A 26,107-nucleotide genomic window follows, 5' to 3' on the forward strand; every position below is an offset into this window, starting at 1 on the left:
CATTGGTTTGGGTTAACCAGGTAGCACAAGGCACAGTTAGTCCTTTTGACCGCGGATTGGCTTACGGTGATGGCGTGTTTGCAACAATGCGCACCACTGCTGCCAATCAGCCTGCGGCGGTTTTGTTTATTGACTATCACCTGTCGCGCTTACAACAAAGTTGTTTGCGATTAGGCATGCATTGGCAAGCAAGTGATGCATTAACTAGTCAACTCTTGTCTTTGGCCACTCAATACCCTCAACATTGTATCAAGTTACTACTGACTCGTGGTGAAGGTGGGCGTGGCTATCAAGCGCCTACGCAAATCCAAATCAATGAAATCGTCAGTGTCACTCCAATCCCTGAGCATTATCAACAATGGCAACAACAAGGGATAGCACTCGCAACATCTCCCATCGCACTTGCTCGCCAACCGTTACTGGCAGGCATGAAGCACCTTAACCGGTTAGAGCAAGTTCTGATTAAATCACAGCCGTTAGTGGCTAATACTCAAGATTGGCTGGTATGTGATACAGATGGTTGGGTGATAGAATCATCAATGGCAAATATCTTTGCGATAATTGATGGCAAGGTAGTGACCCCTGCAATAACACATGCTGGGGTAAGCGGGGTGATGCGCGAGCAATTTATCGATGCATTACTACAAGATGGCTTCAAGGTTATGGTTAAACCTATGCGTTTTGACGATATTAAGGCCGCTGAACATATCGTTATTACTAACAGTTTATTTGGTGTAGTTGATGTGCACACCATTGATCAATTTCAATTTAGCCGTTGGACGCATACGTCGCGATTCAGGCATGTTTTGAGTGTAAATTTACCATCATGATAAAAACAATAATAACACGTATATTGGCAAGTTTAATTCCACTATTTGCCGTAGTTTGTCTCTCAGGTTATTGGTTTGTTAACGAATTAATCGTCTTTCAAAAACAAGCTTTACAGCTTGATCAAGTCCAACCGTTAACGGTAGAACCTGGCATTTCCATTATCAAATTGGCGCAACAATTAGAACAACAAACGTTAATAACAGACAGTTGGAAAGTTAAGTATCTAGTCAAGCTTGAGCCTAAACTGGCACAGATTAAAACGGGTTATTATCAACTTATCCCAGGTGATACCCTTGAGAGTGTGTTCAAGCGCGTTCGTTTAGGTCAAGAAGCAGTATTTAGTGTCACTTTAATTGAAGGTAAATCAATTAAAGAGTGGCAACAAGCGTTAGCAAAAAGTGAGCGCTTAATTGTCGGTCACGACGACTTTAATCAAGTGTTGCTGGCCAATGGCGATACCTCGGGCTTACCAGAGGGTAAGTTTTATCCTGAAACGTTTCACTATCATGCCGATGATAACGTGCAAACCGTGTTGCAACGCAGTTTTGATATGATGCAAATGAGTCTCAAGCAAGCATGGGCGGGGCGTGATAAAGACTTGGCCTTAAAATCACCTTATGAGTTATTGATTATTGCCTCCATTATTGAAAAAGAAACGGGCAAACCAGAAGAACGTGATTGGGTGTCAGCGGTATTTAACAATCGCCTTAAAAAGGGCATGCGTTTACAAACCGACCCGACAGTGATTTATGGTATGGGCGAGCGCTATAAAGGCAACATTACGCGTAAAGACTTGCGCGAAGCCACGGCATTTAATACCTACAAAATAGACGGACTACCGCCAACCCCTATTGCGGCGCCAAGCCGTGCATCGTTATTTGCCGCGGCAAACCCAGCGAAAGTTAATTATTTATATTTTGTATCACGTAATGACGGTAGCCACGTATTTTCAGCGACATTAAAAGCGCATAACAAAGCGGTAAACGAATTTCAGAGAAAAAGAAAATGATGAGCCAAGTAGGAAAATTTATTGTAATTGAAGGGCTTGAGGGCGCAGGAAAATCCAGTGCTATTGCACTTGTGAATGATTTAATCCAACAGCATGTTGGCCAAGCGCCGGTGTGTACCCGTGAGCCTGGTGGTACGCCATTGGCTGAAAAAATGCGCGACTTGGTTAAAATTGCAGACGAAACAGACCCACTTTGCGATGAGGCAGAATGCTTACTTATTTATGCCGCACGCTCGCAGCTCATTGCCAACGTGATTAAGCCAGCACTTGCCAAAGGTCAGTGGGTATTAGGAGACCGCCACAATCTATCATCGCTAGCTTATCAAGGTGGCGGCCGTGGTCTCATGCCCTTAGTCAAAGCGGTGAGTGATGCTTGTCTTGGCGGGTTTACGCCCGATTTCACTCTGTATTTAGATATTGACCCAAAGCTTGGCCTTACCCGCGCAGCAAATCGCGGTGAATTAGACAGAATTGAGCAGCAAGCCATTGAATTTTTTGAACGAGCAAGACAAACTTATTTACAGTTGGCAGCGCAAGATGACAGCATTGTTGTGATTGATGCGAGTCAACCGATAGATAAAGTCCATCAAGATATTCGCACTCAATTGCAACAACGTTTACCTATGCTGCACCATAAAGCTTAGCACTTGCGCTAAAGGACATTATTGACATGAGCGATTATCAATTAACACAACTTCCTTGGTTAGCCGATGCGCACCAACGTTTTGTGGATGTGCATTATCGTGGAAAAAACAGTCATGCTCATTTGCTTAATGTCGACAATGCTTTAGGCGGGGTAGTACTGGCAAACGCATGTGCCGAAACGGTGTTGTGTCAACAATTGACGCCCGTTGGTGCCTGCGGCCAATGTAAAAGTTGTTTATTGTTAAGCGCAAATAATCATCCAGATTTGCACGTTGTTAAGCCTGATGGAAATCAAATTAAAGTCGATCAAATTAGGCAGTTGTGTCAGTCATTAACTCAGACGGCGCAGCAAGGTGGCTCAAGGGTCGCACTTATCACCGAGGTAGAACGGCTCAATATTGCCGCAGCTAATGCACTGCTTAAAACGCTAGAAGAACCGGGTAATGATGTTGTATTGATTTTACAAACCAATCATACATCACAATTGCTTCCTACTATTACTAGCCGCTGCCAAACACTGGCATTTAATGCGCCTGACAAACAACAGATCCAACAATGGTTAGCTCAACAACATTTGTTGCCTGCAGCAAACGAGCAGGGTAAAAACCATGACGTCACTTGGTGCTTAAGTGTGGTGGGTGGCCCGCTATCATTGGCCGAAAGTTTGCGTAGTAAACATTACCAACAATTGTTAACGTACCGACAAGATTGGGCTCAAAGTTTACAATCAGGGCATTTAACCAATAGTCTGCTGGCATTAACAGAACAACAAATTGTTGATGCACTTAATGTTTTGTATTTGTACTTACGCCAATATGTGTTAAAAAGTAATAGTAAGATACAGTTGCAAGGTAAGCCGGCTTTGCAATTGAACCCATTGGTACAAGGTAAGTTGATTGAACTCGCGGGTACTGTGATGCAGATGTGCCAAAAGTTGCAAACCATGCCAAGCGTTAATACACAGGCTTTATGCCAACAATATATCCTCACGTTTAAGCAGCTTACAAACGGATAATGCTAAACGAAATTTTAACTCTTTTACGGAATAGAAAGAATTACTTATGGTCGATCTTGTAGTCAACTACGATAATATACATAAGCTTTATCGTGCATATATGCCATTTATTAAACCGGCAGGCTTATTTATTTCGACTACAGAAAGTCATTACCTAGGCCAAGAACTGACCATTTCGTATCGTTTACCTAATGCGACACAAGCTAATGAGTTTCAAGGCACAGTGGTGTGGATTAACCCATTAGGTGCTTCTGGCGGTCGTCCTGCGGGGATTGGCGTTAAAATAAAAACCGATGTTGAAAGCCACAAACACCATATCGAGAAATTATTATCGAGCGAACTGTCTTCGAGCGATTTGACCTGCACCATGTAGCTAGGTATTCTTGCGCATCTGATTTAGTTGCTAACACTGTTGTGAAAGAATACCCATGCTAATTGATTCCCATTGTCACCTTGACCGCCTAAAAGCGGCTCCCGATACCGCAAGCCTTCACACCATAATGGACAACGCTAAAGCACAAGGCGTTGATTATTTATTATGTGTCAACGTTCGCCAGCAAGGCTTTGAAGCCATGCGCGATAAAGTTGCCGCGTTTAATAACGTGTTCTTATCGTCTGGAGTACACCCGTTAGATGTTCAAGAAGGCTTAAACATTGAAGACATTAAGCGTTTTGCAACCGACCCGCGTGTGGTTGCCATTGGTGAAACCGGCCTTGATTATTTTTATTCAAATGACACTAAAACGTTGCAACAACAATGTTTTGAACAGCAAATAGCACTCGCTGTTGAAGTCAATAAACCATTAATCGTTCATACACGTGATGCCCGAGAAGACACCATTAATATGCTTAAAGCAGGTAATGCAGATAAAGTCGGCGGTGTATTACATTGTTTTACCGAAAATTGGGAAATGGCTAAAGCGGCGATTGATTTAGGTTTTTACATTTCGGTTTCTGGCATTGTGACCTTTAAAAATGCCGCAGAGCTACGCAGTGTTATTCGCCAAGTGCCAAAAGACAGATTACTGGTCGAAACCGATTCACCTTATTTAGCGCCTGTGCCACATCGCGGCCAAGAAAATCAGCCTGCTTATGTGCGTGACGTTGCTGAATTTGTTGCTGAGTTGCGCGGTGAGAAATTTGATGATTTAGCTCAATACACCACAGATAACTTCTTTAACCTGTTTAAAGATGCTGCGACGTTAATCGGCCGGTAACAAACACATAAAAAAAGACCCAAAACGATCCAATTGTTTTGGGCCTAGGGAAAGGGCTCTATTAAGAGCCTTGCGCTACTGTGTGGCATCATCACTTATGCACATGCTTTGTGGAAACAATGACATTAGCTGGCGATGCCGAATACTCAATGAACTATGAACTATGAACTATGAGCTATGAACTCTGAATAAATTATAGTCATGGTTATTGTGCTTTGCCTAAAAGATATTCAAAAAAGTTTGATCTGGATCAATTCGAGTGCCAAGTAAGTGTGACCTTGTTCGCACTATTGTGTGTTTATAAGCTCAAATTGACATTGTCGCGTACTAAATCGCGCGGCAAATTATTTTTAAGTCTATGTCCCAAATGTTTTACCACACCGATAACCACATTATGGTAACTCACTAACATTTCTCCTTGAGCCATTTCGGTTAGTTGCTCCTGCACTGCTGCTGAAAAACTATTGCTAGCAATGTCCCGGCCCTTCAAATAGTCTTGCGCTTGTGTATCTGACAGCTCGATACAACGAGGGTTGCGGCTTGCATCAGCTGATAGTGCGATAATGGCCTCGTGTTTAGCTTTGTAGCCTTTTTTAAGCGCATCGGCGAGTTTTAAGCCAATCCTTTGAAATCGCATTTTACCGATAAAAGGCATAAACATGGCTGGAAATAACCAAAATTCATCATCGCGAAGCATAATGATGTCATCTTGAGGCAAATCGATTGCAAAAGTGTCGGCAAAGTATTGTTTCAGGGCGTGCTGTTGCTTATCTGGTGCAATGGTAAAAGGAAAGTTTTTCTGCAGTTTAGGTTGTTTCTTAGTACGTTCAACCGAAGCCGTTTTACGGATTTTTGCGACAAAAAAACCTTCACTGTCGAATATCTGTGGCCAAACATGCAAAAAACCTTCTTCAGTACAGGCTTTATGCGCGCCATCAAATAGTTTTTCAAGTGAAACAAACTCAACGGCATCAGGATAGGTTTGTTGTAAATGTTGGCAAATGTGTTGGTTTTCTAATTGGTTTAAAGTACAGGTTGAGTAGACTAATGTGCCGCCTGGTTTTAATGCTAAAAATGCCGATTCAATTAAGTCTTTTTGGGTTTCACCAATCGCAGTAACATCTTCAATATCCCAATGTTTTAATGCCAGAGGGTCTTTACGAACCGTACCTTCGCCGCCACAGGGGGCATCCAATAAAATGGCATCAAATGACTCATATAAATATTCGCCAAATACACGACCATCAAAATGGGTTAGGGCGGTATGACTCGAGCCCATTCGCAGTACATTGGCATGCAATACTTTCATTCTGCTGGCAGAATATTCATTGGCAACCAATAAGCCTTTATTTTGCATTAACGCGGCAATTTGAGTGGTTTTAGAGCCAGGAGCGGAGGCTACGTCTAACACTAAATCTGGATTAATTCCGTCAGCAAATAATGCTGTGGGCGGTAACATTGAACTGGCTTCTTGAATATAAAATAGTCCTTGTATGTGCTCAATGGCGTTGCCTAATTGCACATCATCCTTGCCGTCAATCCAAAAACCATCAGCACACCAGGGGATGGGGGATAATTGCCATCCCGCTTGGGTCATTATTTGGACAAATTCTGCACTGGTTATTTTTAAGGTATTGACCCTTATAGATTTTCGTAATGGTTTATCACAAATAGAGATAAACTCTTCTATAGATAAATGAGCAGGCAGTTCTTTCTCTATGTGGCTGATAAAATTTGGGTTTAATTGGACCATAATAATCAAGTTACACTTTTTTAAGCAGAATTGTGTCGATCATAACACGTAATTGTTGCCCCTCAATCCCTATGAATACTGTATATTATGCAAAAATTACGACTGTGTGACGGAGTTAAGTGTGTTAAATCGGGTCTGGCTTTTATTTTTTATTGTGGCTGCTGTTTCTATTATCATCCAATTGTTTGGCGGCAATAACGAGGTCTTGGGCGAAACCGTCACGGCATTATTCGCCAGCGCCAAATTAGCCGCAGATATTTCGCTAGGGTTAATTGGTGTATTAGCCCTGTGGATGGGCTTAATGCAGGTGGGTGAAAAAGCCGGTGTTGTCAGCCTGTTTGCCCGCGTGTTTGAACCCTTGTTGTCTAAATTGATGCCAGAGGTTCCCCGTGGGCATATGGCTTATGGCAGTATCAGCATGAACTTAACGGCTAACATTTTAGGTCTAGATAACGCCGCAACGCCGTTGGGGTTAAAAGCAATGCACGATTTGCAAAGTTTGAACCCAATTAAAACCGTGGCAACAAATGCACAAATTCTCTTTTTAGTGCTCAATACCTCTTCGGTCACCTTGGTGCCGGTGACGGTGTTTCTATATCGCGCACAGCAGGGCGCCCCCAATCCAGCTGATGTTTTTTTACCTATATTATTGGCAACAAGTGCCTCTACCATTGTGGGTTTATTAGTGGTGGCAACCGTTCAGCGAATTTCACTGTTTAATAGTGTGATGTTAGCTTATGCCGGGTTGATTATTGGCTCATTAATGGCGGGTGTGGCTTATTTAGCAACCTTGTCTGTCGATGCGATTGGGCAAGTCTCTATGGTGTTGGGTAATGGCATATTATTGATATTAATTTTCAGTTTTATCATGGCGGCAGGGTATCGAAAAATTGCGGTTTATGATGAATTTATTGAGGGCGCGAAACAAGGCTTTAATCAGGCGATAACGCTTATTCCTTACCTAATTGCGATGTTACTCGCCATTGGAGTATTGCGCGCATCTGGCGCGTTAGATTATGCATTACATGTATTAGCTTCGGTTATTAATGGCTTTGGTTGGGATACGCGTTTTATTGATGCGATGCCGACAGCATTGATGAAACCATTTAGTGGCTCAGGAGCCAGAGCTATGATGTTAGAAACGATGGACCATCATGGGGTCGATTCATTTGCGGGCCGTTTAGCTGCGATTTTACAGGGCAGTACCGAAACTACTTTTTATGTGTTGGCCGTTTATTTCGGCTCCGTAGGTATTCGTAACGGTCGCCATGCACTTAGTTGTGGTCTTGCTGCTGATGCGGCCGGGATCTGTGCTGCAATTGGCGTTTGTTATTGGTTTTATGGCTAGTGCTTATTACTAAATGATTTCACTTAGTACGGATCAGTTTGTTTGAAGCTGGATTAAACGTAAACACAAAAGGCCGATAGTGATATCGGCCTTTTGTGTTAATGAAGCACTATAAATCATTTATCTTGCACTGGTTGCCATTCTGCCCATTCAGGTAACATTTTATGTTGCAGCTTAATACGGTCATTTGCTGATAAACGATTACTGTCATTGGTGACATCGCGCGTGGCAATGGCTATGCCGCCAGCAAGAATGGTTTCGAGCGACTGGGCTTCTAATTGTGCGCCAGAAAATAAGCCAACATCTAATTTGATCCCAGATGCATCCCAAAATTGACTGCTTTGATTCACTAAATGGCGATATTGCGTTTCGACATGAGCATACAGGGTAATATCGATGCCGCTATCAGCTAATTGGTAGCCATCAATTTGACCGATATTAATGCCACGGAAAAACAATGGCGTGCCGACTTTAATTGAACCTAATTGATTATCTACCAACTGAAACCTCACAGCATCTGCAGGGACGTTAGCATCTAGTCTGGCATGATTTAATGCCGTGAATTGATTTGTAGTGGAAGTCTTGTTCCCTGGGATCACACCAATATATGGTCCTGTAAGTAGTGTGTCTGGTGCCTGGATCCCAACAAGAGATATTTGCGCTTCGACGATAAAAAATTCACTGTCATCGCGCCTGAAACGCTCAGCATAGTCACCATAAAGATAGGCTTTGGCGTTAAGTGTGGTCAATGTAGGGTTAAGTTTAACTTGTGAAATTTCACCGATTTGATGACCTTGGTAACGAATGGCTGCATTAGCCGTGATTTTTGCACTGACAGGTAAAATCAAATCGATAACTTTTGCCTGCATTAATGCTAATGCTTGACTGTCATAGAGCCGTAAATTGGCTTGAGTGTCATTTGCTAACTCAGTGTTTAAATGACCAAGAGTAATACTGCCATTTATTGCTCCTTTTAGCGGCGCGACATCAATATCAACTCCGGCAAGACTGGCATTAATGGCCACTGCATTATTTCGCCAAAAGACCGTATTAGGTTTGATTAAAGGTGTGAACTTTTTATCGATACTGATATCAACAGTGAACTTGTCTGTTTCTGCCTGCCAATTGACTTTATTTACGGCGCCAATTTGCATTTTTTTATAGTAAATAGGTGAACCTTCTGCTAAGTCTGCGCCATCGATACTGGTTAATGTCATTGTGCGCATTTGTTGCTGAGCAAACATGCTTTTCGCCGCTTCAATTGACTCATATAGGGTTAATGTGTCATTGGCCGTCACTAATTTTTTACTTTTAGCAGGCACTAAACTGATAGCCCCTTCAATCATGGTGGTGAGATCGCGTGTGGCGACACTCACACCATCAAGTGACGCGTTAATGGCGAGGGCGCTTTCTGGTACAAAAAAGCTTCCTTGAGTCACTAAACGGGTGAACTCAGGCAAGATTTCGATTTGATATTCAACCTTAGCAAAGTCTTCACTGAGGTTAACGTTAATGATTTGACCAATCGGCAATTGTTTATAGCGCACTTGTGCACCATTACTGACGCCGGTATGAGTATTTGCCTCAACGGTCAATGCTAATTTGTCTGCAGTGAGCAAATCCGGCGCTTGTGCGGCTAGCTCAAATTGCATGGATTCAGTGGCACTTTGGCTACCGGGTAATACATTGATGACGCTGCCGGTAATTAATCGGCCAACATTTTTCATCGATTTAAGTGAAAGCTCGGCTCCACTTAACCAAAAACGGCTGTCTGGGGTGATTAAGTCTTTGTATTGATGATCGACTTGAGTGGTAAATTGAACACCATCATCGGTTAATTGTTTGCTATCAACCTGACCAATCGTAATGCCGCGATACACGAGCGCAGTTCCTTCACTGATATCATCAGCATTGGCGGCCGTTAAAGTGACGTTAATCCCTCCAATGGCCGATTGCTCGTCATGAAATAACGGATAACTATCGCCATTTTTAGCGAGCTCGGTTTCTGAACCACTATCGAAGCTAATCCCGCCGGCGAGAATTGAGGCAATACTTTCAGTATTGATTTTAACACCACTTAATGAGGCATCTATTTTTAACCCTGAGACGTTCCAGAAACGAGAATCTTTATGCACTAAATGCGTGTACTGTTCTTGTACAAAAGCACTGATAATTATCTGTTTATTACCATCTAAACGGTAACTCACTACGCTACCAACAGGCACCTGGCGGAAAAATACGGGTGAACCAACATCAATTGAACCGAGTTTAGGGGCTTTAAGTTCCACCATAATCCCTTCACTACCAGGCAAAATTGCTGGTGCTTCACGCTGCGCTTCAAACTCTGTGGTTGAGCGGCCTTCGCCGGGTTGTATTGCAATATAATTACCAGAAAAGAGAGTGTCTAAGCCTTCGACACCAGTGATACTGGCTTTGGGTTTCACTAACCAAAAAAGGGTGTTTTGGTTTAAAAATGGGTCTGCGCGATAATCCATAATCACTTTGACGTTAACCCCTTTAAGATCATCGTCAATGCCAATATCAGACACTTTACCCACAGTTAGCCCTTGGTATTTCACTAGGGTTTTTCCAATGTCGATACCGGCAGCACTAGGAAAGTGGATCATAATTTCGATACCAGATTCTTTGATACTTTTTACCCCAAGCCAAGCGCCTAAAATCAACGCGACTACAGGCAATAACCAAATTGGCGAGAATAATTTTTTCTTCACAACTTTAGGTGATTCAATTTGTGTCATGTGTTTTTTCCAAGCGGTCCCAGAGTAAACGAGTATCAAGCACTTTGGCGGCTAATTGAGTGAGTAAAATCACCAAAGCAAAAGCCGTCGCTGCAGGTGCGGGTTTAGCGTCAAGTAATTGCCCCATATTAACCAGGGCAACCGTCAACGAAATAACAAATAAATCAAGCATCGACCAGCGACCAATCCATTCAATGACATGGAAGCCCACCATGAGTTTTCTTTTTGATATGGGTAAATTAAAACTAATCGCTGCCAAATAAGTCGCGAGGCCAAAAATCTTTAACCATGGCACTAAAATACTGGCGGTGAATACAATAATGGCAATAGGGAACATGCCCGTTTGCACTAAATGGCTAATGCCACTAAAAATGGTGTCGTTAGTCACGACTCCACGGTTAGTTAATAGAGTAATAGGATACACATTAGCCAATACCAATAATATGGTTGCCGTGACCAACAATGCCCAGCTTTGTTGCACACTGGCATAATTGCGAGTGGCTAATTTACTGTAGCAACGGCGGCAATTACTGTTTGTGGTTAGATTAAGTTTTTTACACACAGGGCATAAACATAAGCCCATTTGGTTTCCCTGGATATGCACAGGGGCTGCATCAGTATGGCTTAGCGGAGTGGGTAGGTTGCCGATAATGTCCTCGGTAGTGTGTTTAGTTGTCATCAACAAAACTCCACATATGCTCGAGATTATATTCGCGCTGTAAAAATAACATAATCACAAATAACATTGTAAAACTGTATGTACCCATACCAAAATACACATCGGAAAAATCAGAGAGTTGAAACGCAGACACTAAAAAACTAATCACATATATTTCTAGCATGGTCATTTGAGCAATTAGTCCCTGGTTTTTAAGTAAGGTTGTATAAGTGCGTTGCCAAAACGATTGTTGCAGCTTTAATTTTACAATTAAGACTTGTGTCAAAATTGATAAAATCAATACTGCGGGGGCAATCACTGCCGCCACCATTACAGCCAGTCCAACAACCCAATAACCTTGTGCCCACACCGCAATGGCAGCCTGAATAACTGTGGTGGTTCTAATGCTGCCTAAAAAATGAATTTCAAGAACGGGTAATAAATTGGCAGGAATAAAAATAATCAATGCAGCTACACACAGCGCCAGCATGCCATTAATAGAACAATAAGGTGCATCATATAATGCGGTATCGCAACGAGGACAGAGCGCTCGTGCACTAGAAGGAAGCGCACGTTTTCTTACCGCCAAATCACATGAACGGCATAAAATTATTGAATCATGATCATCAAGTTCATGCATCAAAAGTGGTTTAATCCATATCAAAAGCGCTGAGTAAAAATAAGGCTATAACGGCAGCCTTGTTATCTATTGGCTTGAATAATTGTCGTTAATACTCACCTGACAAAATTCCAATGCCGCTTGATAATATCAGAATAATCAGAACACTTGCATCATAAGTTAACTATGTGAGATTCTATACACTGTATATAAAAACAGTGAGGATTATATCATGGCAGTGATTACCCAATTTGTCGTGGTCAGAGAAGGGGTGGAAAAGATGACATTCACATCGAAGAAGGAGGCCGATGCCTACGATAAGATGCTTGATATTGCCGACAACCTGCTACCTTTTTTAGCCCAAGCAGACATCGAACTTGATGAAAATAAGTGCGAACAACTCGCATTTTACATGGCAAACAATAAAGATGAGCTTTCTAACTTGCTAAAAGGCACAGTAAAGGTTAAAACCCCTCCTGCAGCAAAAGTCAAAAAGACCGCTGCGAAAAATACGCCAACAGAATAACGACGTTAATTCTATCAGCCAGCATTAACGTCAGTGTCAAAGGAACGAAAATGAAAACCGAATTTTACCAAAAATTAAATCGTCAAGCCCAAGCATTACTCGAAGGTGAGGACGACTTAATTGCGGCAATGGCTAACTTTTCAGCATTACTCAATGATAACCTTGCTGATTTAAACTGGGCAGGCTTTTACATTAAACGTGGTGATCAATTAGTATTAGGCCCGTTTCAAGGTAAAGTTGCGTGTACTCGAATTGCTATGGGTAAAGGTGTATGTGGCACCGCAGCCGCATTAAATACGACTCAACGTGTCGCTGATGTACATGCATTCGATGGTCACATTGCATGCGATTCGGCCAGTAATTCTGAAATCGTTATCCCAGTTCGCCAAGGTGAAGAAGTGGTTGCCGTTTTAGATATTGACAGTCCTTTATTGAATCGTTTTGATGAAGATGATCAAATTGGCCTAGAAATGATGGTAAAAAGTTTCGAATCTGGCTTATTTGCTTAAATAGCGAACAAATAAGGCTAAATCATAGTCGCATTCGCTGCTGTGAGCTTTATAATACGCAGCAACACGCATTTGTACTGGATTTCAGTGTCAGCGATGATTTAAGCTGATAACAAGTTTGGTTAAATTGTTAAGGTTTGTTTCAATGACTTTAGCAAACAGGCGGATAGTGATAATTTGTACGTTAAGCTTTATATACAAAGCTTAGCGAAAGATGAACGACTGTATGGCATACTCTGCCGCAGAACAGTCCCTTTATTAACGTGGAAGTAAAAATGGAATCAACAGACAAGTTGACCGACACCAACGCAATATTAGCGTATTTATATGAAACCTTTCCTTTATGCTTTATTGCTGAAGGTGAAACTAAACCATTAAAAATTGGTCTATTTCAAGACTTGGCTGAACGGTTAGCTGATGATTCTAAAGTCAGTAAGACACAATTACGTGTTGCATTACGTCGTTACACAAGCAGCTGGCGCTACCTTAAAGGTGTTAAAGCCGGTGCTAAACGTATCGATCTTGATGGCAATGAATGCGGTGAATTAGAGCAAGAGCATATTGAGCACGCTCAAGCGACGTTAAAAGAAAGCCAAGAAAAGGCTAAAGCTAAACGTCAAGCTCAGGCACCCAAAAATGCAGCCAAAAAGCCTGCAAAGAAAGCCGCACCTAAACGTGCTCCAGTGAAAAAAGAACGTCCAGCACCTGTCGCTGCGCCTGTTGTTAAATTAGAGCCTGCAAAGCTTGAAGAGTTAAAACAAAAGCAACGAGTCAATGTTAAATTAGGCGCCACACCAGTACCGGGTGTCGTGACCGACATTAACAAAGAAGATGTGCTTGTTCAGTTAGACACTGGCTTGACCATCAAAGTACGTGTAGAGCACATACTATTATAGAAATTTAAGGAGTACTTGTTGATGCGAAAACTTACCTTGGCCGTGTCGATTGCCAGTTTATTTGTCGGCTTTTCGGCGTGGGCAATATCACCAACGATTCAAATCAGCGAGTTACCCAAGCTAGCACAAGAGCCGCAACACAAAGTGGCTAGCAAGCGAGTAACCACATTGTTTACTCGTTCGCACTATCATCGCTTTAACCTAGACGATGCTTTTTCTGAGCAAATCTACTCACGCTTTCTTGAGCAATTAGACTATCGCCGTAATGTGCTAACCGCACAAGACATTGCCAGCTTCAATCAGTACAAAAATCAATTTGATGACATGGTTACCAGTGGCGACATTAGCCCAGCGTTTACTATGTATGATTTAGTACAGAAGCGTCGATATGAACGTTTTGCTTATGCGTTATCTTTACTCGACAAAGAGTTTGATTTCACCAAAGCTGGTGATGCCTATGAGTTCGACCGCGAAGATGCCGCATGGCCAAAAGATCTCGATGAAGTTAACGAGTTATGGCGACAACGCGTTAAATACGATGCGTTAAACCTTAAGTTAACCGGTAAAAAATGGCCTGAAATTGTTGAAGTGTTAGAGAAACGCTACAACAACGCCATTAAACGATTAAGTCAAACTCAAAGTGAAGATGTGTTTCAAAGCGTCATGAACGCCTTTGCTCGCAGCGTTGAGCCACACACCAGTTATTTGTCGCCACGTAATGCAGAACGTTTCCAAATGGAGATGAACCTAAGCCTTGAGGGTATTGGTGCTGTGTTGCAAATGGACGATGATTATACCGTGATTAAAAGCCTTGTTGCTGGAGGCCCTGCGGCTAACAGCGAAAAATTATCGCCAGAAGATAAAATCGTCGGTGTAGGACAAAAAGACAACGATATTGTCGATGTTATTGGCTGGCGTTTAGATGATGTAGTTGATTTGATTAAAGGGCCAAAAGGCAGTGAAGTTGTACTGCAAATTTTGCCTAAAAAAGGTGGCGCGAACGCAAAAACGTTTGAAGTGACTATCACGCGAGATAAAATTCGCCTAGAAGATCGCGCAGCTACCTCAAAAGTAGTTGAGCCAACAGAAGGCCAATACGCTAACCGTAAAGTCGGTGTGATTCAAATTCCTGGTTTTTATATGAATTTGTCACAAGACGTTGTCAAAGAAATTACTAAGCTTGAAAAAGAAAACGTTGAAGGGATTATTATCGACCTTCGTGGTAATGGCGGCGGGGCGTTAACCGAAGCGACATTGTTAACGGGTTTATTTATTGATATGGGCCCAGTTGTACAAATACGCGATGCCAATGGCGGGGTTAATGAAAACCGTGATAACGACGGCAAGAGTGCATACACAGGCCCATTAACAGTCATGGTTGACCGTTACAGTGCTTCGGCCTCGGAGATTTTTGCAGCGGCTTTACAAGACTACGACCGTGCATTAATTGTTGGAGAATCAACCTTCGGTAAAGGTACCGTGCAACAACATAAAAGCTTAGGCCGAATTTATGACATGTACGAAAAGCCTATTGGCCATGTACAGTACACGATTGCTAAGTTTTACCGCATCAATGGCGGCAGCACCCAGTTAAAAGGTGTCACTCCAGATTTGCGTTTCCCAAGTGCTTTAGAGCCAGGTGAATACGGTGAGTCTGAAGAGAAAAACGCACTACCTTGGGATAAAGTACCTGTGGCGCAATACAACACGCTAGGTAATATTAGCCCAAGTTTAATCAGTAATCTTGATGCAAAACACAAAGCACGCATTAGCACTGATACTGAGTTTAGCTATATTTACGAAGACATAAATGAGTTTAAAAAGCATCATAAAGATAAGACCATTTCATTGGTTGAAAGTGAGCGTGTTGCATCTAGCGAGTCAGATGATAAACGTGCCCTAGACCGTGCCAATGCACGACGAGTGCAACAAGGTCTTGAAGTGGTTAAATCACTTGATGACATTGAAACCACTGACGACAGCAAATTACCTGATGCATTTTTAGATGAAACCGCCTATATCACTCTTGATATGGCAGATGCTGAAAAAATGGCAAAAGCTACTGCTAAGTAAGCAGTAACATGACACAAAAAAACGCGCTTAAGGCGCGTTTTTTCTTAATATTATCAAGATGCTAAGTTATATTGGAAATCAATGTTACTAAGTGAAAATGAGTTTGTTTGAAAAGGATCGAGTATGAGTCAAGCACAAGAAAAACATTTAAAAGACTACGCAAAGCCTGCCTTCACGATTACCCATGTTGATTTAAATGTCATTTTAGATGGCAAAAACACCAAAGTGACGACTACCAGTAAAGTGATCCGTAATGGTGAGCATCAACACGAACTGGTGTTAGATGGCGAGCAAATATCGTTAGGTTCAGTCAAGCTTAATGGCAGTTCAGCTGATTATCGTCAACATGACAATCAATTATTCATTACCACTGAACTTAATGAATTTGAGTTAGAAGTAGTGAGCTTACTTGACCCAGAAGCAAACTCTAGTCTTGAAGGCTTATACATGTCGGACGGAGCCTACTGTACTCAATGTGAGGCAGAAGGCTTTCGCCGCATTACTTACTTTTTAGACCGTCCGGATGTACTGGCCATTTATACCGTACGTATTGAAGCTGATAAAGCGGCATTTCCCTTTTTATTAAGTAACGGTAACTTAATCGATAAAGGCGAAATGCCTCGTTCAGGTCGTCACTTTGTTAAATGGCATGACCCTTTCCCAAAACCGAGCTATTTATTTGCGCTAGTCGCGGGCGATTTTGACTTACTCAACGACAGCTTTACCACGCAATCTGGCCGTGAAGTTAAACTGCAAGTGTTTGTCGATAAAGGTAACTTACATAAAGCCGATCATGCGATGGCTTCATTGAAAAAATCAATGAAATGGGATGAAACCCGCTTTGGTTTAGAGTACGACTTAGATATCTATATGATCGTCGCTGTCGATTTTTTCAATATGGGCGCGATGGAGAATAAAGGCTTAAACGTCTTTAACACTAAATACGTATTAGCGGATAAAGCCAGTGCCACAGATGATGACTATCACGGTATTGAGTCGGTAGTAGGGCATGAGTACTTCCATAACTGGACTGGTAACCGTGTCACTTGTCGTGACTGGTTTCAATTAAGCTTAAAAGAAGGCTTAACCGTTTTTCGAGATCAAGAGTTTAGCTCAGACGTTGGCTCTCGCGCCGTTAATCGTATTCAAGCGATCCGCGTAATGAAAAACCAACAGTTTGCTGAAGATGCTGGGCCAATGTCGCATCCGATCCGTCCTGAAAGCGTAATAGAAATGAACAACTTCTACACAGTGACCGTTTATGACAAGGGCGCTGAAGTCATCCGTATGATGCACACCATTTTGGGTGAGGAAGGCTTTCAAGCTGGGATGAAGTGTTACTTTGAACGTCACGACGGTCAAGCAGTGACCTGTGATGATTTTGTCAATTCGATGCAAGATGCCAGTGGTAAAGATTTAACCTTGTTCCGTCGTTGGTATAGCCAGGCTGGTACCCCAGTCGTGACGGTGACTGATAAGTATGATGCCGACAAAGGTGAGTATCACTTAACTGTGAGCCAGCAAGTTGTCTCTAAAGGCGTTAAAGGCCAAACCTTACATATTCCGTTCAGTCTTGAACTACTGGACAATGCTGGAGAATCGATAATTAATAAAGTGCTTGATGTCACGAAAGCGAGTCAAACCTTTGTGTTTGATGGCCTTAGCAGTGCCCCAACGGCTTCGTTGTTACAAGACTTTTCAGCTCCAGTAAAATTGGTTTATGATTTCTCTATCGATCAGCTGGTTCACTTAATGCGTCATGCATCGAGCGAAGTCGCGCGCTGGGAAGCTTCAGTGCAATTAATTAGTCAAACCATTTGGCACAACATCGCTCAATTGCAACAGCAACAAGTGATGACCGTTGACAGCCGCGTCATTGAAGCTTTCAGAGGTATCATACTTGATGTCAATCTTGACCAAGCATTGGTAGCTGAGATCTTGTCTATTCCATCAGCCTCGGCATTGATCGAACAGGTTGATAGCGTTGATTTAGATGCTTTAGCAAAAGCCAGAGAGTTTGTGGTTGAAGAATTAGCCAGTGCTTGTGAAGATGAGTTACTCGCTCGTTATCGTGAGCTCAGTACTCTTGATGCTGCAGGAGCGCGTGCATTTAAAAATATCGCGTTAAGTTTGCTATGCCAGGTGTCTGATGTCCATGAGAGTGTTGTTGAGAAACAATACTACAATGCACAAAATATGACAGATTGTCTTGGTGCATTAAAAGCGGCCACAAGCGCACAATTAACTTGTTTACCGGCATTATTGAGTGACTTTGAATCTAAGTGGCATTCAACACCTTTAGTTATGGATAAGTGGCTAACATTGCAGGCGTTGATCAATACAGATGATGTGATTGAGCAAATTAAACAGTTAACTAAACATAACAGCTTTAGTTTTTCAAACCCCAACAGAGTGCGCTCATTAATTGGGGCATTTGCTTCGGCAAATACATATCAGTTCCACCGTGCTGATGGTGAAGGTTATCGCTACTTAACTCAAATTTTGATTAAGTTAAACAAGAGTAACCCTCAAGTGGCTTCTCGAATGATTACGCCGTTGATTCAATTTGCTAAATTTGATGACTCTCGCCAACAATTAATGAAGCAGTGTTTGCAAGAGCTTAAAAACTTGCCCGATTTATCAAAAGATTTATACGAAAAAGTCACAAAATCATTGGCTGAATAAGCGTATCGTTACGGTCACTTTTTTAACGAAATGAAGTGGCCATATTAACAGTGAAAAAAGGAGAGCTTGCTCTCCTTTTTTGTGGAGAATACTGTGGAATTATATTTTTCATTAAATGTCAGTTACGAAGCTTTTTTACCTTATTACCAAGGAGTTGCAGAAAAAGTCCAAGTGCGTGATCAACATGCAAGGGTGTTACACATCAATGGTAAATATTTTAGACCATTTTTAACCTCTCAAGGTATACAAGGAAAGTTTAAATTAGTGTTAAATCACGATGGTAGTTTTAAATCTCTCAATAAATTATAGAGTATTTACTTCAAACGTTTGATTGATTAATGTAGCGGTAAAGTTAACAAGATGAAAAGCTATAAGTGCATGAAAATAAACTTTTTTCGATAATAGTTCGTTTTTGGGATGGTTATTCTTAGAATTAATTCAAATATCACTGTAAAAAATTCCTATCTTTTTCGCTAGACATCGTTAATTTTCTTAAACATTTTCTGTTTTTTGACCTTGCTCAATATAGTTAAATGCTGTAACAATGGTGTTGCCTGTGGGCTAACAAGATGTTGGTTTTAATTCCTATAACAACTAATCCAACAGGTTACGGAGATTAACTAAAATGAAAATTGTTAACAAAAGATTTAACAAATCGGCACTCGCTTTGGGGGTGGTGTCGGCACTATGTTTCGGTATGAGCGCTCCTGCATCAGCGGTGTCATTTGATTGGGGTGAAGTACGAGGCACATTCGATTCTACATGGACAGCAGGTGCTAGTTGGCGCGTGTCTGACCGTGACTGGGATGGTCAAATTGGTAAGGTGAATCAGCCACAATTTGATTGGTCTGGTTACTCAGCGTTTGGCGGCGCATTTGGCTCAACTAAATACACTTCGGCTGAGATTTGGGAACAGCCGGGTTCTTACTCAAGTAACAATGACTTGAGTAATTTATTGTATGCCAAAGGTGATACCACATCTGAAATCGTTAAAGGTTTGCATGAGCTGTCATTAAGATACAAAAATTATGGTTTATTTTTGCGTGGTATGTATTTTTACGACCGCAAATTAAACGACGCAGATTACGATTTTAATGATCCACTTACAGGTCAAGAATTCGATCCTTGTCAAGACAGCAAAGCGTCTGAAGTGCAGTGTAAAGATATCCGTTTACTTGACGCATTCGTTTATGCCAACTGGGATTTAAACGATGGCGCGAACCCATTAAGCGTTCGTGTCGGTAATCAAGTTGTGTCATGGGGTGAAAGCGCACTTATCTCTCATGGTATAGCAGTAATTAACGCTGTAGATTTAAATATTCTAAACGCACCAGGTGCTGAGCTTAAAGAAGCATTTCGTCCTCAGGGCATGGTGTGGGCTTCTTTAGGGTTAACAGATAACCTTAACGTTGAAGCGTTCTACCAATATGATTGGCAAGAAATTTGGGTACCTACACCAGGCTCTAACTTTGCAACCAATGACTTTGCCGGCTACGGCGGGTATAACCAAAATGCTCAGTTAGGCTTTAACGCAAACCCTGATATCAATCAAGACTTCTTAATTTCAGAATACTCACGTTTATATGAAGCTGCTGCGGCGAGTGGTTTTGACCCCGCTTATGCTGCGTATATGACGGCATATTCTACTAAAGTGGCGTTAACTCAAGATTCAGCCAAAGCAAGTGATGATGGTCAGTATGGTATTAAGCTGGGTTATTATTCACCAGAATTGGGTGAAACTGAATTTGGCTTTTACTATATGAACTACCATAGCCGCCGTCCAATTATCAGTGGTACAGCGTCTAACTTTACCTCTGAAGCCATTGGACGCGATTATGGCCGATTAGCAGCAAGTGGCGGTAATATTGACCGTGAATTATTGCTCAGCATGGAAACGTTCACTAAAGCGCAAATTGTGTATCCTGAAGACATTCAATTATATGGATTCAGTTTTAACACCTTAGTGGGTGATACATCCGTTGCGGGTGAAATTGCTCACCGTGTAGATGAGCCTTTGCAGATTGATGATGTTGAATTACTGTTTGCCGCAATGCCACAGCAGTTAGCCAATGCAGGCCTTCGTCCAGATCTTGATGGTATTTCACAAATGGATGTTTACGATCCAGGTGAAACCGTTGACGGGTATATCACTCGTGATACCACTCAGGCGCAAATGACATTCACTCATTTATTTGGGCCAACGTTAGGCTTAGATAACTTAACCATGCTTGCTGAAGTGGGTGGTGTTTGGATCCACGATATGCCTGGTTTTGATGAACTTCGTTTAAGCGGTCCTGGCACAGCACGTTCTGGTGGTAATCCAGATATGCCAGGGATCATTGAAGCATTACATAATGGTCCAGAAACGAATCCATTCCCAACAGATTTTGCGTGGGGATATCGTATCGTTGCTAAAGCTGACTTCAACAACGTGTTTGCTGGGGTGAACATGTATCCGCGAATTATTTTCTCACACGACGTTGACGGTATTACACCTGATCCAATGTTCTTATTTACTGAGGGCAGAAAATCAGTTGCGATTGGTTTGAACTTTGATTATCAAAGTCGTTGGGGCGCGGACCTTTCTTACAACAACTTCTTTGGTGGTGTAGGAACAACAAATGCTATGGCTGACAGAGATTATGTCTCTTTCAACGTCAAGTATTCGATCTAAAAGGATAATTATAATGAAGAAACTGACGATGTTATCGGCAGCAGTGATTATGGCACTTGGTGCACCTGCTGCGCTGGCGAAAGTATCACAAGCTGACGCTGACAAATTAGGTACAAGCTTAACGCCAATAGGTGCTGAAAAAGCGGCTAATGCCGATGGGTCTATTCCTGCATGGGATGGTGGTATCACTGAACCTGTTGCCGGCTACACTAAGGGAATGCATCACCCAGATCCGTTCCCAGAAGATAAAGTATTATTTACCATTACCAATGCAAATAAAGCGCAGTACGCTGAGTTTTTAACGCCAGGGCAAAACAAGCTATTTGAGCTTTACCCAGACAGTTACAAAATGAACGTTTATCAAACTCGTCGTAGTGCATCAGTCCCTCAATACGTATACGATGCAACGAAGAACAATGCGCTTAATGCCGAACTTGTTTCTCAAGGTAATGGTATTACGGGTGCAACAATTGGCACACCTTTCCCTATTCCAGCTTCTGGTTTAGAAGTGATTTGGAACCACATTTTACGCTATCGTGGTGTTGATGTAGAAACTTATCGTAGCCAGGCCGCACCAACGTCTGGTGGGTCATATACCTTAGTTGAAAATGCTGAAGAGATCCGTTTCGAATATACTCGCCCAGAGATCACTTTAGATAAACTTAAAGAAACAAATACGTTATTTTACTTTAAGCAGGTTGTTACTCAGCCAGCTCGATTAGCAGGTACAGCACTGTTAGTAAAAGAAACCATGGACCAAGAGGCTTTACCTCGCCAAGCATGGACTTATAACACTGGACAGCGCCGCGTTCGTAAAGCGCCTAACGTCGCATTTGATACGCCAGGCACAGTATCTGATGGCTTAAGAACCACAGATGACTTTGACATGTTCAACGGTTCGCCTTCGCGTTATAACTGGGAACTTGTTGGTAAGAAAGAAGTTTATATTCCTTACAATGATTACAAGCTGCATTCAGACCAGTTAAAGTATGACCAAATTTTAAAACCTGGCCATATTAACCCTGAATATGCTCGTTATGAAAAACATCGCGTCTGGGAAGTGAAAGCGACGTTGAAAGACGGCATGCGTCACATCTATAAAACGCGTGTTTTCTATATTGACGAAGATTCATGGCAGGTATCATTAACGGATATGTACGACAACCGTGATGAGTTATATCGTGTTGGTGTTGCACATACCATTAACTACTATGATGTATTAACAAATTGGAGTACGTTAGAAGTATTCCATGACTTACAATCACGTCGTTACTTGGCAATGGGATTAGACAACGAAGGCCGCATGTATAATTTTGATGCGTCACTTTCTGAATCTAACTTTACGCCTGATGCATTAAGACGTGCTGGTATTCGTTAATAGCCATAAATGGGGCGCTTAGCGCCCCTTCATTGTTAAGGAAGTTTGTATGACGTTTAGCATGCTTCGCAGTGCTGTGGCGATTGGGATTTGTGCATGTTTATATACTACTTCAGTAGATGCCCAACTCGATCCACTAACTGTTCAAATTCAACCTTTAGCTCAATCCTCTTTATTGCTTGATATCGCTAATGCCGGTGACAATCTCGTTGCTGTAGGGCAGCGCGGTAATGTTTTACTTTATAAAAACGAGCAATGGCAACAAGTCGCGACACCGGTAATAACACATCTCACTAAAGTGTTCTTTTTTGATGACTTAAATGGCTGGGCCGTTGGTCATGATGCCACCATTATTCACACAAAAGATGGCGGTGAAACTTGGTCGGTGCAGATGCAATCGACAAAAATTGAAAAGCCATTTATGGATATCCGTTTTTATAGCGAAAATGACGGTATCGCGGTCGGGGCTTATGGATTGTTTTATCGCACCGCTGATGGTGGTAAAACCTGGACTAATGAATTTCATCAAGAATTACTGTTTGAAGAAGATATCGGTTATCTAAATGACTTAAAAGCGGAAGATGAAGCACTTTATTTGTCTGAACGCGCAGCATTATTACCACACTTTAATCGCTTAATCCGTCTTGCTGATAGCCGTCTACTGTTAGTCGGCGAATTAGGTATGGTTGCCGTATCTGATGATAATGGTCAAACATTTACTAAAGTGGATTTTGGCTATGAGGGGTCGATGTTTAATGCAATTCAAGTTGCAGACAGCATCTATGTCATGGGGTTACGTGGCAATGTATTTAAATCAGATTTAAGTTTATCAGATTGGCAACAGGTCGATTTACCTGTTGAATCATCAATCAATGGTGCATTGGTAACACAAAATAATGATCTTTACCTTGTGGGGAATGCTGGGATTGTATTGTCTATTGATGATACCAAGGCAGAAATTATTACCCGACGTCAAGGTGAAAACATTGTGGCCATTGCTAAGGACAGTAAAGGCCAGTTATGGTTTGCCGGTTCTAAAGGACTGTTCCAGCTTAACTAACCTTAGGGTTAGATTGGATAATTAAAACAACAATAATAGGGCCGAAAAGATGTTAGAAAAACTGGTCAATGGATTTGAATCTCATTTATTCCGTAATCGGAAGTGGGTCATCATATCGTTTATTTTTATTACGATTTTTTTAGGCTACCAAGCTAGCCAATTAAAAATGGATGCGGCATTTAGTAAAAATATTCCGCTTAATCATTCGTATATGCAAACCTACACTAAACACCAAAAAGATTTTGGTGGTGCTAACAGCATCATGGTGGCGGTAGAAGATACGAGTGGAAACATTTTTAATCCGGTATTTTTTGATGCACTTAAAAATGTGCACGATCAATTATTTTTTATTCCTGGTGTTGAGCGCTCACAAGTTAAATCCTTGTTTTCACCGGCAACTCGGTTTACTGAGGTGGTTGAAGACGGTTTTGCTGGCGGGCCCGTTATTCCAGCTGATTTTCGTAACGATGATTACAGTTTACAAATTGTGCGCGATAACATCGAAAAAGCAGGTATCGTAGGGCGGTTAATTGGCAACGATTACACCTCTGCAATGGTGTCTGCTCAATTAATGGAGTTTGACCCGCAGACAGGTAAACCAATTGATACTATTGCGTTTGCTAATCAATTAGAGCAAGAACTGCGTGGCAAGTTTGAAAACGATAATATTAAGATTCATATCATTGGTTTTGCCAAAATGGCCGGTGATGTTGCTGAGGGCGCTAAAGGCGTACTGCTGTTTTTCTTAATCGCGATAGCCATTACCGCAGTCATGGTTTACCTGTTTTCTAAATCCATCATGTTAACCATTCTGCCATTAGTCTGCAGTTTAGTTGCCGTGTCTTGGCAGCTTGGTTTGCTGACTGTAGTTGGTTTTGGTTTAGACCCCATGTCCATTTTGGTGCCATTTTTGGTGTTCGCCATTGGCGTGAGTCACGGGGTACAGATGATTAATGCTGTGCGCCGTCGAGTGCTTGATGGACAAACCACCAAAGCAGCTTCAGCATCTGCGTTTCGCAGCTTATTAGTCCCTGGTGGTGTGGCGTTATTATCTGACACTGTTGGATTTTTAACCTTGCTAGCTATTGATATTGGGATTATCCGTGAACTGGCTATTTCAGCTTCGCTGGGTGTAGCGGTGATTATTCTCACTAACCTTATTTTGTTACCTTTGGTTATTTCGTATTTTGAATTACCAAAAAAACCAGATAATCCACAAAAAACGCAGCAAATTGAGAATCTATGGCGTTGGCTCTCTAATTTTGCGACGCCTAAATATGCCATCATTGTATTAATTTCAACAGCAGTGCTTTATGGGATCGGATTTCAACAGTCTTCTAAGATGAAAATTGGTGACTTACAGGGTGGGGCGCCGGCATTACATCAAGACTCTCGTTACAACCAAGATACGTTCTTTATTACCGATCATTTCTCTATCACAACCGATGTGATGACAGTGATTGTTGAAGCAACGCCAGAAGCCTGTACCTACCATTCGGTATTAACGCAAATTGACCAATTTGAGTGGATGGTGGCTAATACTCCTGGGGTTGAGTCAACGGCGAGTCTTGCCTCGGTGGCAAAAAAAGTCAACGCTGGCTTTAACGAGGGTAATCCTCGGTGGGAAATTCTACCGCGCACGACAGCCAGTTTAGTCCAAGCGGTAGGCCAAGTACCAACCACTTCTGGCTTGCTCAACGGTAACTGTTCAGTCATGCCTGTGTATTTGTTCTTAAAAGATCACAAAGCAGAAACCATTGAAGTAGTGGTCAAAAAAGTCAAAGCTGTGGCCGCTCAATTAAACAGTGACAGTTTGCAGTTTAAACTGGCTTCTGGTCCTGTTGGTGTAATGGCCGCGACTAACGAAGCAGTAAGTGAAGCACAATTACCTATGATGCTATACGTCTATGGAGCGGTGTTTGTATTGTGTTTAATTAGCTTTAAATCACTTAAAGCCACCATCGCCGTCATTATCCCTTTATATGTGGTGTCAACATTAGCCCAGGCGTTAATGACCTTACTGGATATTGGCCTTGCGGTGAGCACGTTGCCAGTAATTGCATTAGGTGTAGGGATTGGTGTCGATTACGGTATTTATATCTTATCGACCATGTCTAATAAGCTGACGAACGGTATGCCAGTGCAGCAAGCCTACTTTGAAGCATTAGTTGAGCGAGGAAGTGCGGTTATCTTTACCGGATTAACATTGGCCATTGGGGTGAGTACTTGGTTCTTTTCAGACCTTAAGTTCCAAATGGACATGGGAATTTTGCTTACCTTTATGTTTTTAGTAAATATGTTAGGGGCGATTATTATTCTACCAGCACTTTCGGCTATGTTTTGGAGAAAAAAGTAAACAATACATGCAATTAAAATAAAAAGGGAGCTTAGCTCCCTTTTTTGTTTTGCATAGTTACTCTATGCAAACGATTTAAATGTCATTTTAAACGCT

Annotated in this window: 21 protein-coding genes; 17 read left to right on the forward strand and 4 right to left on the reverse strand. The window is 41.9% G+C overall.

Going from position 1 to position 26,107, the window contains the following annotated elements:
* Nucleotides 1-2 precede the first annotated feature (2 nt).
* From pabC to IEY42_RS08955, 6 genes are read left to right on the forward strand one after another with little or no spacing between them, the layout of a single operon-like run.
* Nucleotides 3-830: an aminodeoxychorismate lyase gene (gene pabC, locus IEY42_RS08930; protein WP_188924940.1), complete on the forward strand. Its 828-nt coding sequence runs from the start codon at nucleotides 3-5 to the stop codon at nucleotides 828-830.
* Entirely contained in the window at nucleotides 830-1,840 is a 1,011-nt protein-coding gene (gene mltG, locus IEY42_RS08935; protein ID WP_373292811.1) for an endolytic transglycosylase MltG, read from the forward strand. Before pabC ends, mltG begins: the two co-directional genes overlap by 1 nt.
* On the forward strand, nucleotides 1,840-2,484 hold the full coding sequence (tmk, locus tag IEY42_RS08940) for a dTMP kinase (RefSeq protein ID WP_188916616.1): 645 nt from the start codon (nucleotides 1,840-1,842) through the stop codon (nucleotides 2,482-2,484). Before mltG ends, tmk begins: the two co-directional genes overlap by 1 nt.
* A 17-nt stretch (nucleotides 2,485-2,501) precedes the next feature.
* Nucleotides 2,502-3,500, forward strand: a complete 999-nt coding sequence (holB, locus tag IEY42_RS08945; protein WP_373292812.1) for a DNA polymerase III subunit delta' — start codon at nucleotides 2,502-2,504, stop codon at nucleotides 3,498-3,500.
* Nucleotides 3,501-3,546: 46 nt separating this feature from the next.
* Nucleotides 3,547-3,873, forward strand: a complete 327-nt coding sequence (locus IEY42_RS08950) for a PilZ domain-containing protein (protein ID WP_188916460.1) — start codon at nucleotides 3,547-3,549, stop codon at nucleotides 3,871-3,873.
* A 55-nt stretch (nucleotides 3,874-3,928) separates the two neighbouring features.
* Nucleotides 3,929-4,717, forward strand: coding sequence for a TatD family hydrolase (locus tag IEY42_RS08955; RefSeq protein WP_188924918.1), 789 nt, complete (start codon nucleotides 3,929-3,931; stop codon nucleotides 4,715-4,717).
* 298 nt (nucleotides 4,718-5,015) lie between these two features.
* Here the strand turns inward: IEY42_RS08955 and rsmF are convergent, their stop codons facing one another.
* Nucleotides 5,016-6,470, reverse strand: coding sequence for a 16S rRNA (cytosine(1407)-C(5))-methyltransferase RsmF (gene rsmF / locus IEY42_RS08960; protein ID WP_188924941.1), 1,455 nt, complete (start codon nucleotides 6,468-6,470; stop codon nucleotides 5,016-5,018).
* 121 nt (nucleotides 6,471-6,591) lie between these two features.
* Here rsmF and IEY42_RS08965 point away from each other — a divergent pair, with 121 nt between their 5' ends.
* The gene (locus IEY42_RS08965; protein WP_188924919.1) at nucleotides 6,592-7,818 is read left to right on the forward strand and encodes a spore maturation protein; all 1,227 of its coding nucleotides are present in this window, start codon (nucleotides 6,592-6,594) and stop codon (nucleotides 7,816-7,818) included.
* Nucleotides 7,819-7,934: 116 nt separating this feature from the next.
* Here the strand turns inward: IEY42_RS08965 and IEY42_RS08970 are convergent, their stop codons facing one another.
* The 3 genes from IEY42_RS08970 to IEY42_RS08980 all read right to left on the reverse strand — a co-directional run bounded on the left by IEY42_RS08970 (nucleotide 7,935) and on the right by IEY42_RS08980 (nucleotide 11,875).
* Complete coding sequence (locus tag IEY42_RS08970) at nucleotides 7,935-10,577, reverse strand: MlaD family protein (RefSeq protein ID WP_188924920.1); 2,643 nt, start codon at nucleotides 10,575-10,577, stop codon at nucleotides 7,935-7,937.
* Nucleotides 10,564-11,181 carry a paraquat-inducible protein A gene (locus IEY42_RS08975; RefSeq protein ID WP_188924942.1) on the reverse strand — a complete coding sequence of 206 codons (618 nt, stop codon included), beginning with the start codon at nucleotides 11,179-11,181 and terminating at the stop codon, nucleotides 10,564-10,566. Before IEY42_RS08975 ends, IEY42_RS08970 begins: the two co-directional genes overlap by 14 nt.
* Nucleotides 11,182-11,245: 64 nt before the next feature.
* Nucleotides 11,246-11,875, reverse strand: a complete 630-nt coding sequence (locus tag IEY42_RS08980; protein WP_188924943.1) for a paraquat-inducible protein A — start codon at nucleotides 11,873-11,875, stop codon at nucleotides 11,246-11,248.
* A gap of 211 nt (nucleotides 11,876-12,086) precedes the next feature.
* Here IEY42_RS08980 and IEY42_RS08985 point away from each other — a divergent pair, with 211 nt between their 5' ends.
* The 10 genes from IEY42_RS08985 to IEY42_RS09030 all read left to right on the forward strand — a co-directional run bounded on the left by IEY42_RS08985 (nucleotide 12,087) and on the right by IEY42_RS09030 (nucleotide 26,011).
* The gene (locus IEY42_RS08985; RefSeq protein WP_188916456.1) at nucleotides 12,087-12,380 is read left to right on the forward strand and encodes a YebG family protein; all 294 of its coding nucleotides are present in this window, start codon (nucleotides 12,087-12,089) and stop codon (nucleotides 12,378-12,380) included.
* Between the two features lie 50 nt (nucleotides 12,381-12,430).
* Entirely contained in the window at nucleotides 12,431-12,889 is a 459-nt protein-coding gene (msrC, locus tag IEY42_RS08990) for a free L-methionine (R)-S-oxide reductase MsrC (RefSeq protein ID WP_188924921.1), read from the forward strand.
* 275 nt (nucleotides 12,890-13,164) lie between these two features.
* Nucleotides 13,165-13,785 (forward strand): RNA chaperone ProQ, encoded by a 621-nt coding sequence (gene proQ / locus IEY42_RS08995; protein WP_188924922.1) that lies wholly within the window; start codon nucleotides 13,165-13,167, stop codon nucleotides 13,783-13,785.
* Nucleotides 13,786-13,806: 21 nt separating this feature from the next.
* Nucleotides 13,807-15,858 carry a carboxy terminal-processing peptidase gene (prc, locus tag IEY42_RS09000; RefSeq protein ID WP_188924923.1) on the forward strand — a complete coding sequence of 684 codons (2,052 nt, stop codon included), beginning with the start codon at nucleotides 13,807-13,809 and terminating at the stop codon, nucleotides 15,856-15,858.
* 123 nt (nucleotides 15,859-15,981) lie between these two features.
* Nucleotides 15,982-18,543 carry an aminopeptidase N gene (pepN, locus tag IEY42_RS09005; protein WP_188924924.1) on the forward strand — a complete coding sequence of 854 codons (2,562 nt, stop codon included), beginning with the start codon at nucleotides 15,982-15,984 and terminating at the stop codon, nucleotides 18,541-18,543.
* 93 nt (nucleotides 18,544-18,636) lie between these two features.
* On the forward strand, nucleotides 18,637-18,852 hold the full coding sequence (locus IEY42_RS09010; RefSeq protein ID WP_188924925.1) for a DUF2835 domain-containing protein: 216 nt from the start codon (nucleotides 18,637-18,639) through the stop codon (nucleotides 18,850-18,852).
* Between the two features lie 316 nt (nucleotides 18,853-19,168).
* Nucleotides 19,169-21,217 carry a DUF1302 domain-containing protein gene (locus IEY42_RS09015; protein ID WP_188924926.1) on the forward strand — a complete coding sequence of 683 codons (2,049 nt, stop codon included), beginning with the start codon at nucleotides 19,169-19,171 and terminating at the stop codon, nucleotides 21,215-21,217.
* A gap of 13 nt (nucleotides 21,218-21,230) precedes the next feature.
* Nucleotides 21,231-22,595 (forward strand): DUF1329 domain-containing protein, encoded by a 1,365-nt coding sequence (locus IEY42_RS09020; protein ID WP_188924927.1) that lies wholly within the window; start codon nucleotides 21,231-21,233, stop codon nucleotides 22,593-22,595.
* A 49-nt stretch (nucleotides 22,596-22,644) separates the two neighbouring features.
* On the forward strand, nucleotides 22,645-23,655 hold the full coding sequence (locus tag IEY42_RS09025) for a WD40/YVTN/BNR-like repeat-containing protein (protein ID WP_188924928.1): 1,011 nt from the start codon (nucleotides 22,645-22,647) through the stop codon (nucleotides 23,653-23,655).
* 49 nt (nucleotides 23,656-23,704) lie between these two features.
* A complete protein-coding gene (locus IEY42_RS09030; protein ID WP_188924929.1) occupies nucleotides 23,705-26,011 on the forward strand; it encodes an efflux RND transporter permease subunit in 2,307 nt (768 codons plus the stop codon).
* Nucleotides 26,012-26,107 lie beyond the last annotated feature (96 nt).

The organism is Shewanella algicola (genome assembly GCF_014648035.1).
GTDB classification, from domain to species: domain Bacteria; phylum Pseudomonadota; class Gammaproteobacteria; order Enterobacterales; family Shewanellaceae; genus Shewanella; species Shewanella algicola.

Bases quoted from the DNA above. Each gene is read 5' to 3' on its own strand.
- proQ (WP_188924922.1), top strand. From the start codon at position 13,165: ATGGAATCAACAGACAAGTTGACCGACACCAACGCAATATTAGCGTAT.
- IEY42_RS08985 (WP_188916456.1), top strand. From the start codon at position 12,087: ATGGCAGTGATTACCCAATTTGTCGTGGTCAGAGAAGGGGTGGAAAAG.
- IEY42_RS09030 (WP_188924929.1), top strand. From the start codon at position 23,705: ATGTTAGAAAAACTGGTCAATGGATTTGAATCTCATTTATTCCGTAAT.
- IEY42_RS09015 (WP_188924926.1), top strand. From the start codon at position 19,169: ATGAAAATTGTTAACAAAAGATTTAACAAATCGGCACTCGCTTTGGGG.
- pepN (WP_188924924.1), top strand. From the start codon at position 15,982: ATGAGTCAAGCACAAGAAAAACATTTAAAAGACTACGCAAAGCCTGCC.
- IEY42_RS08980 (WP_188924943.1), bottom strand. From the start codon at position 11,875: ATGCATGAACTTGATGATCATGATTCAATAATTTTATGCCGTTCATGT.
- rsmF (WP_188924941.1), bottom strand. From the start codon at position 6,470: ATGGTCCAATTAAACCCAAATTTTATCAGCCACATAGAGAAAGAACTG.
- IEY42_RS08955 (WP_188924918.1), top strand. From the start codon at position 3,929: ATGCTAATTGATTCCCATTGTCACCTTGACCGCCTAAAAGCGGCTCCC.
- msrC (WP_188924921.1), top strand. From the start codon at position 12,431: ATGAAAACCGAATTTTACCAAAAATTAAATCGTCAAGCCCAAGCATTA.
- IEY42_RS08950 (WP_188916460.1), top strand. From the start codon at position 3,547: ATGGTCGATCTTGTAGTCAACTACGATAATATACATAAGCTTTATCGT.
- IEY42_RS08970 (WP_188924920.1), bottom strand. From the start codon at position 10,577: ATGACACAAATTGAATCACCTAAAGTTGTGAAGAAAAAATTATTCTCG.
- IEY42_RS09025 (WP_188924928.1), top strand. From the start codon at position 22,645: ATGACGTTTAGCATGCTTCGCAGTGCTGTGGCGATTGGGATTTGTGCA.
- IEY42_RS09020 (WP_188924927.1), top strand. From the start codon at position 21,231: ATGAAGAAACTGACGATGTTATCGGCAGCAGTGATTATGGCACTTGGT.
- prc (WP_188924923.1), top strand. From the start codon at position 13,807: ATGCGAAAACTTACCTTGGCCGTGTCGATTGCCAGTTTATTTGTCGGC.
- tmk (WP_188916616.1), top strand. From the start codon at position 1,840: ATGAGCCAAGTAGGAAAATTTATTGTAATTGAAGGGCTTGAGGGCGCA.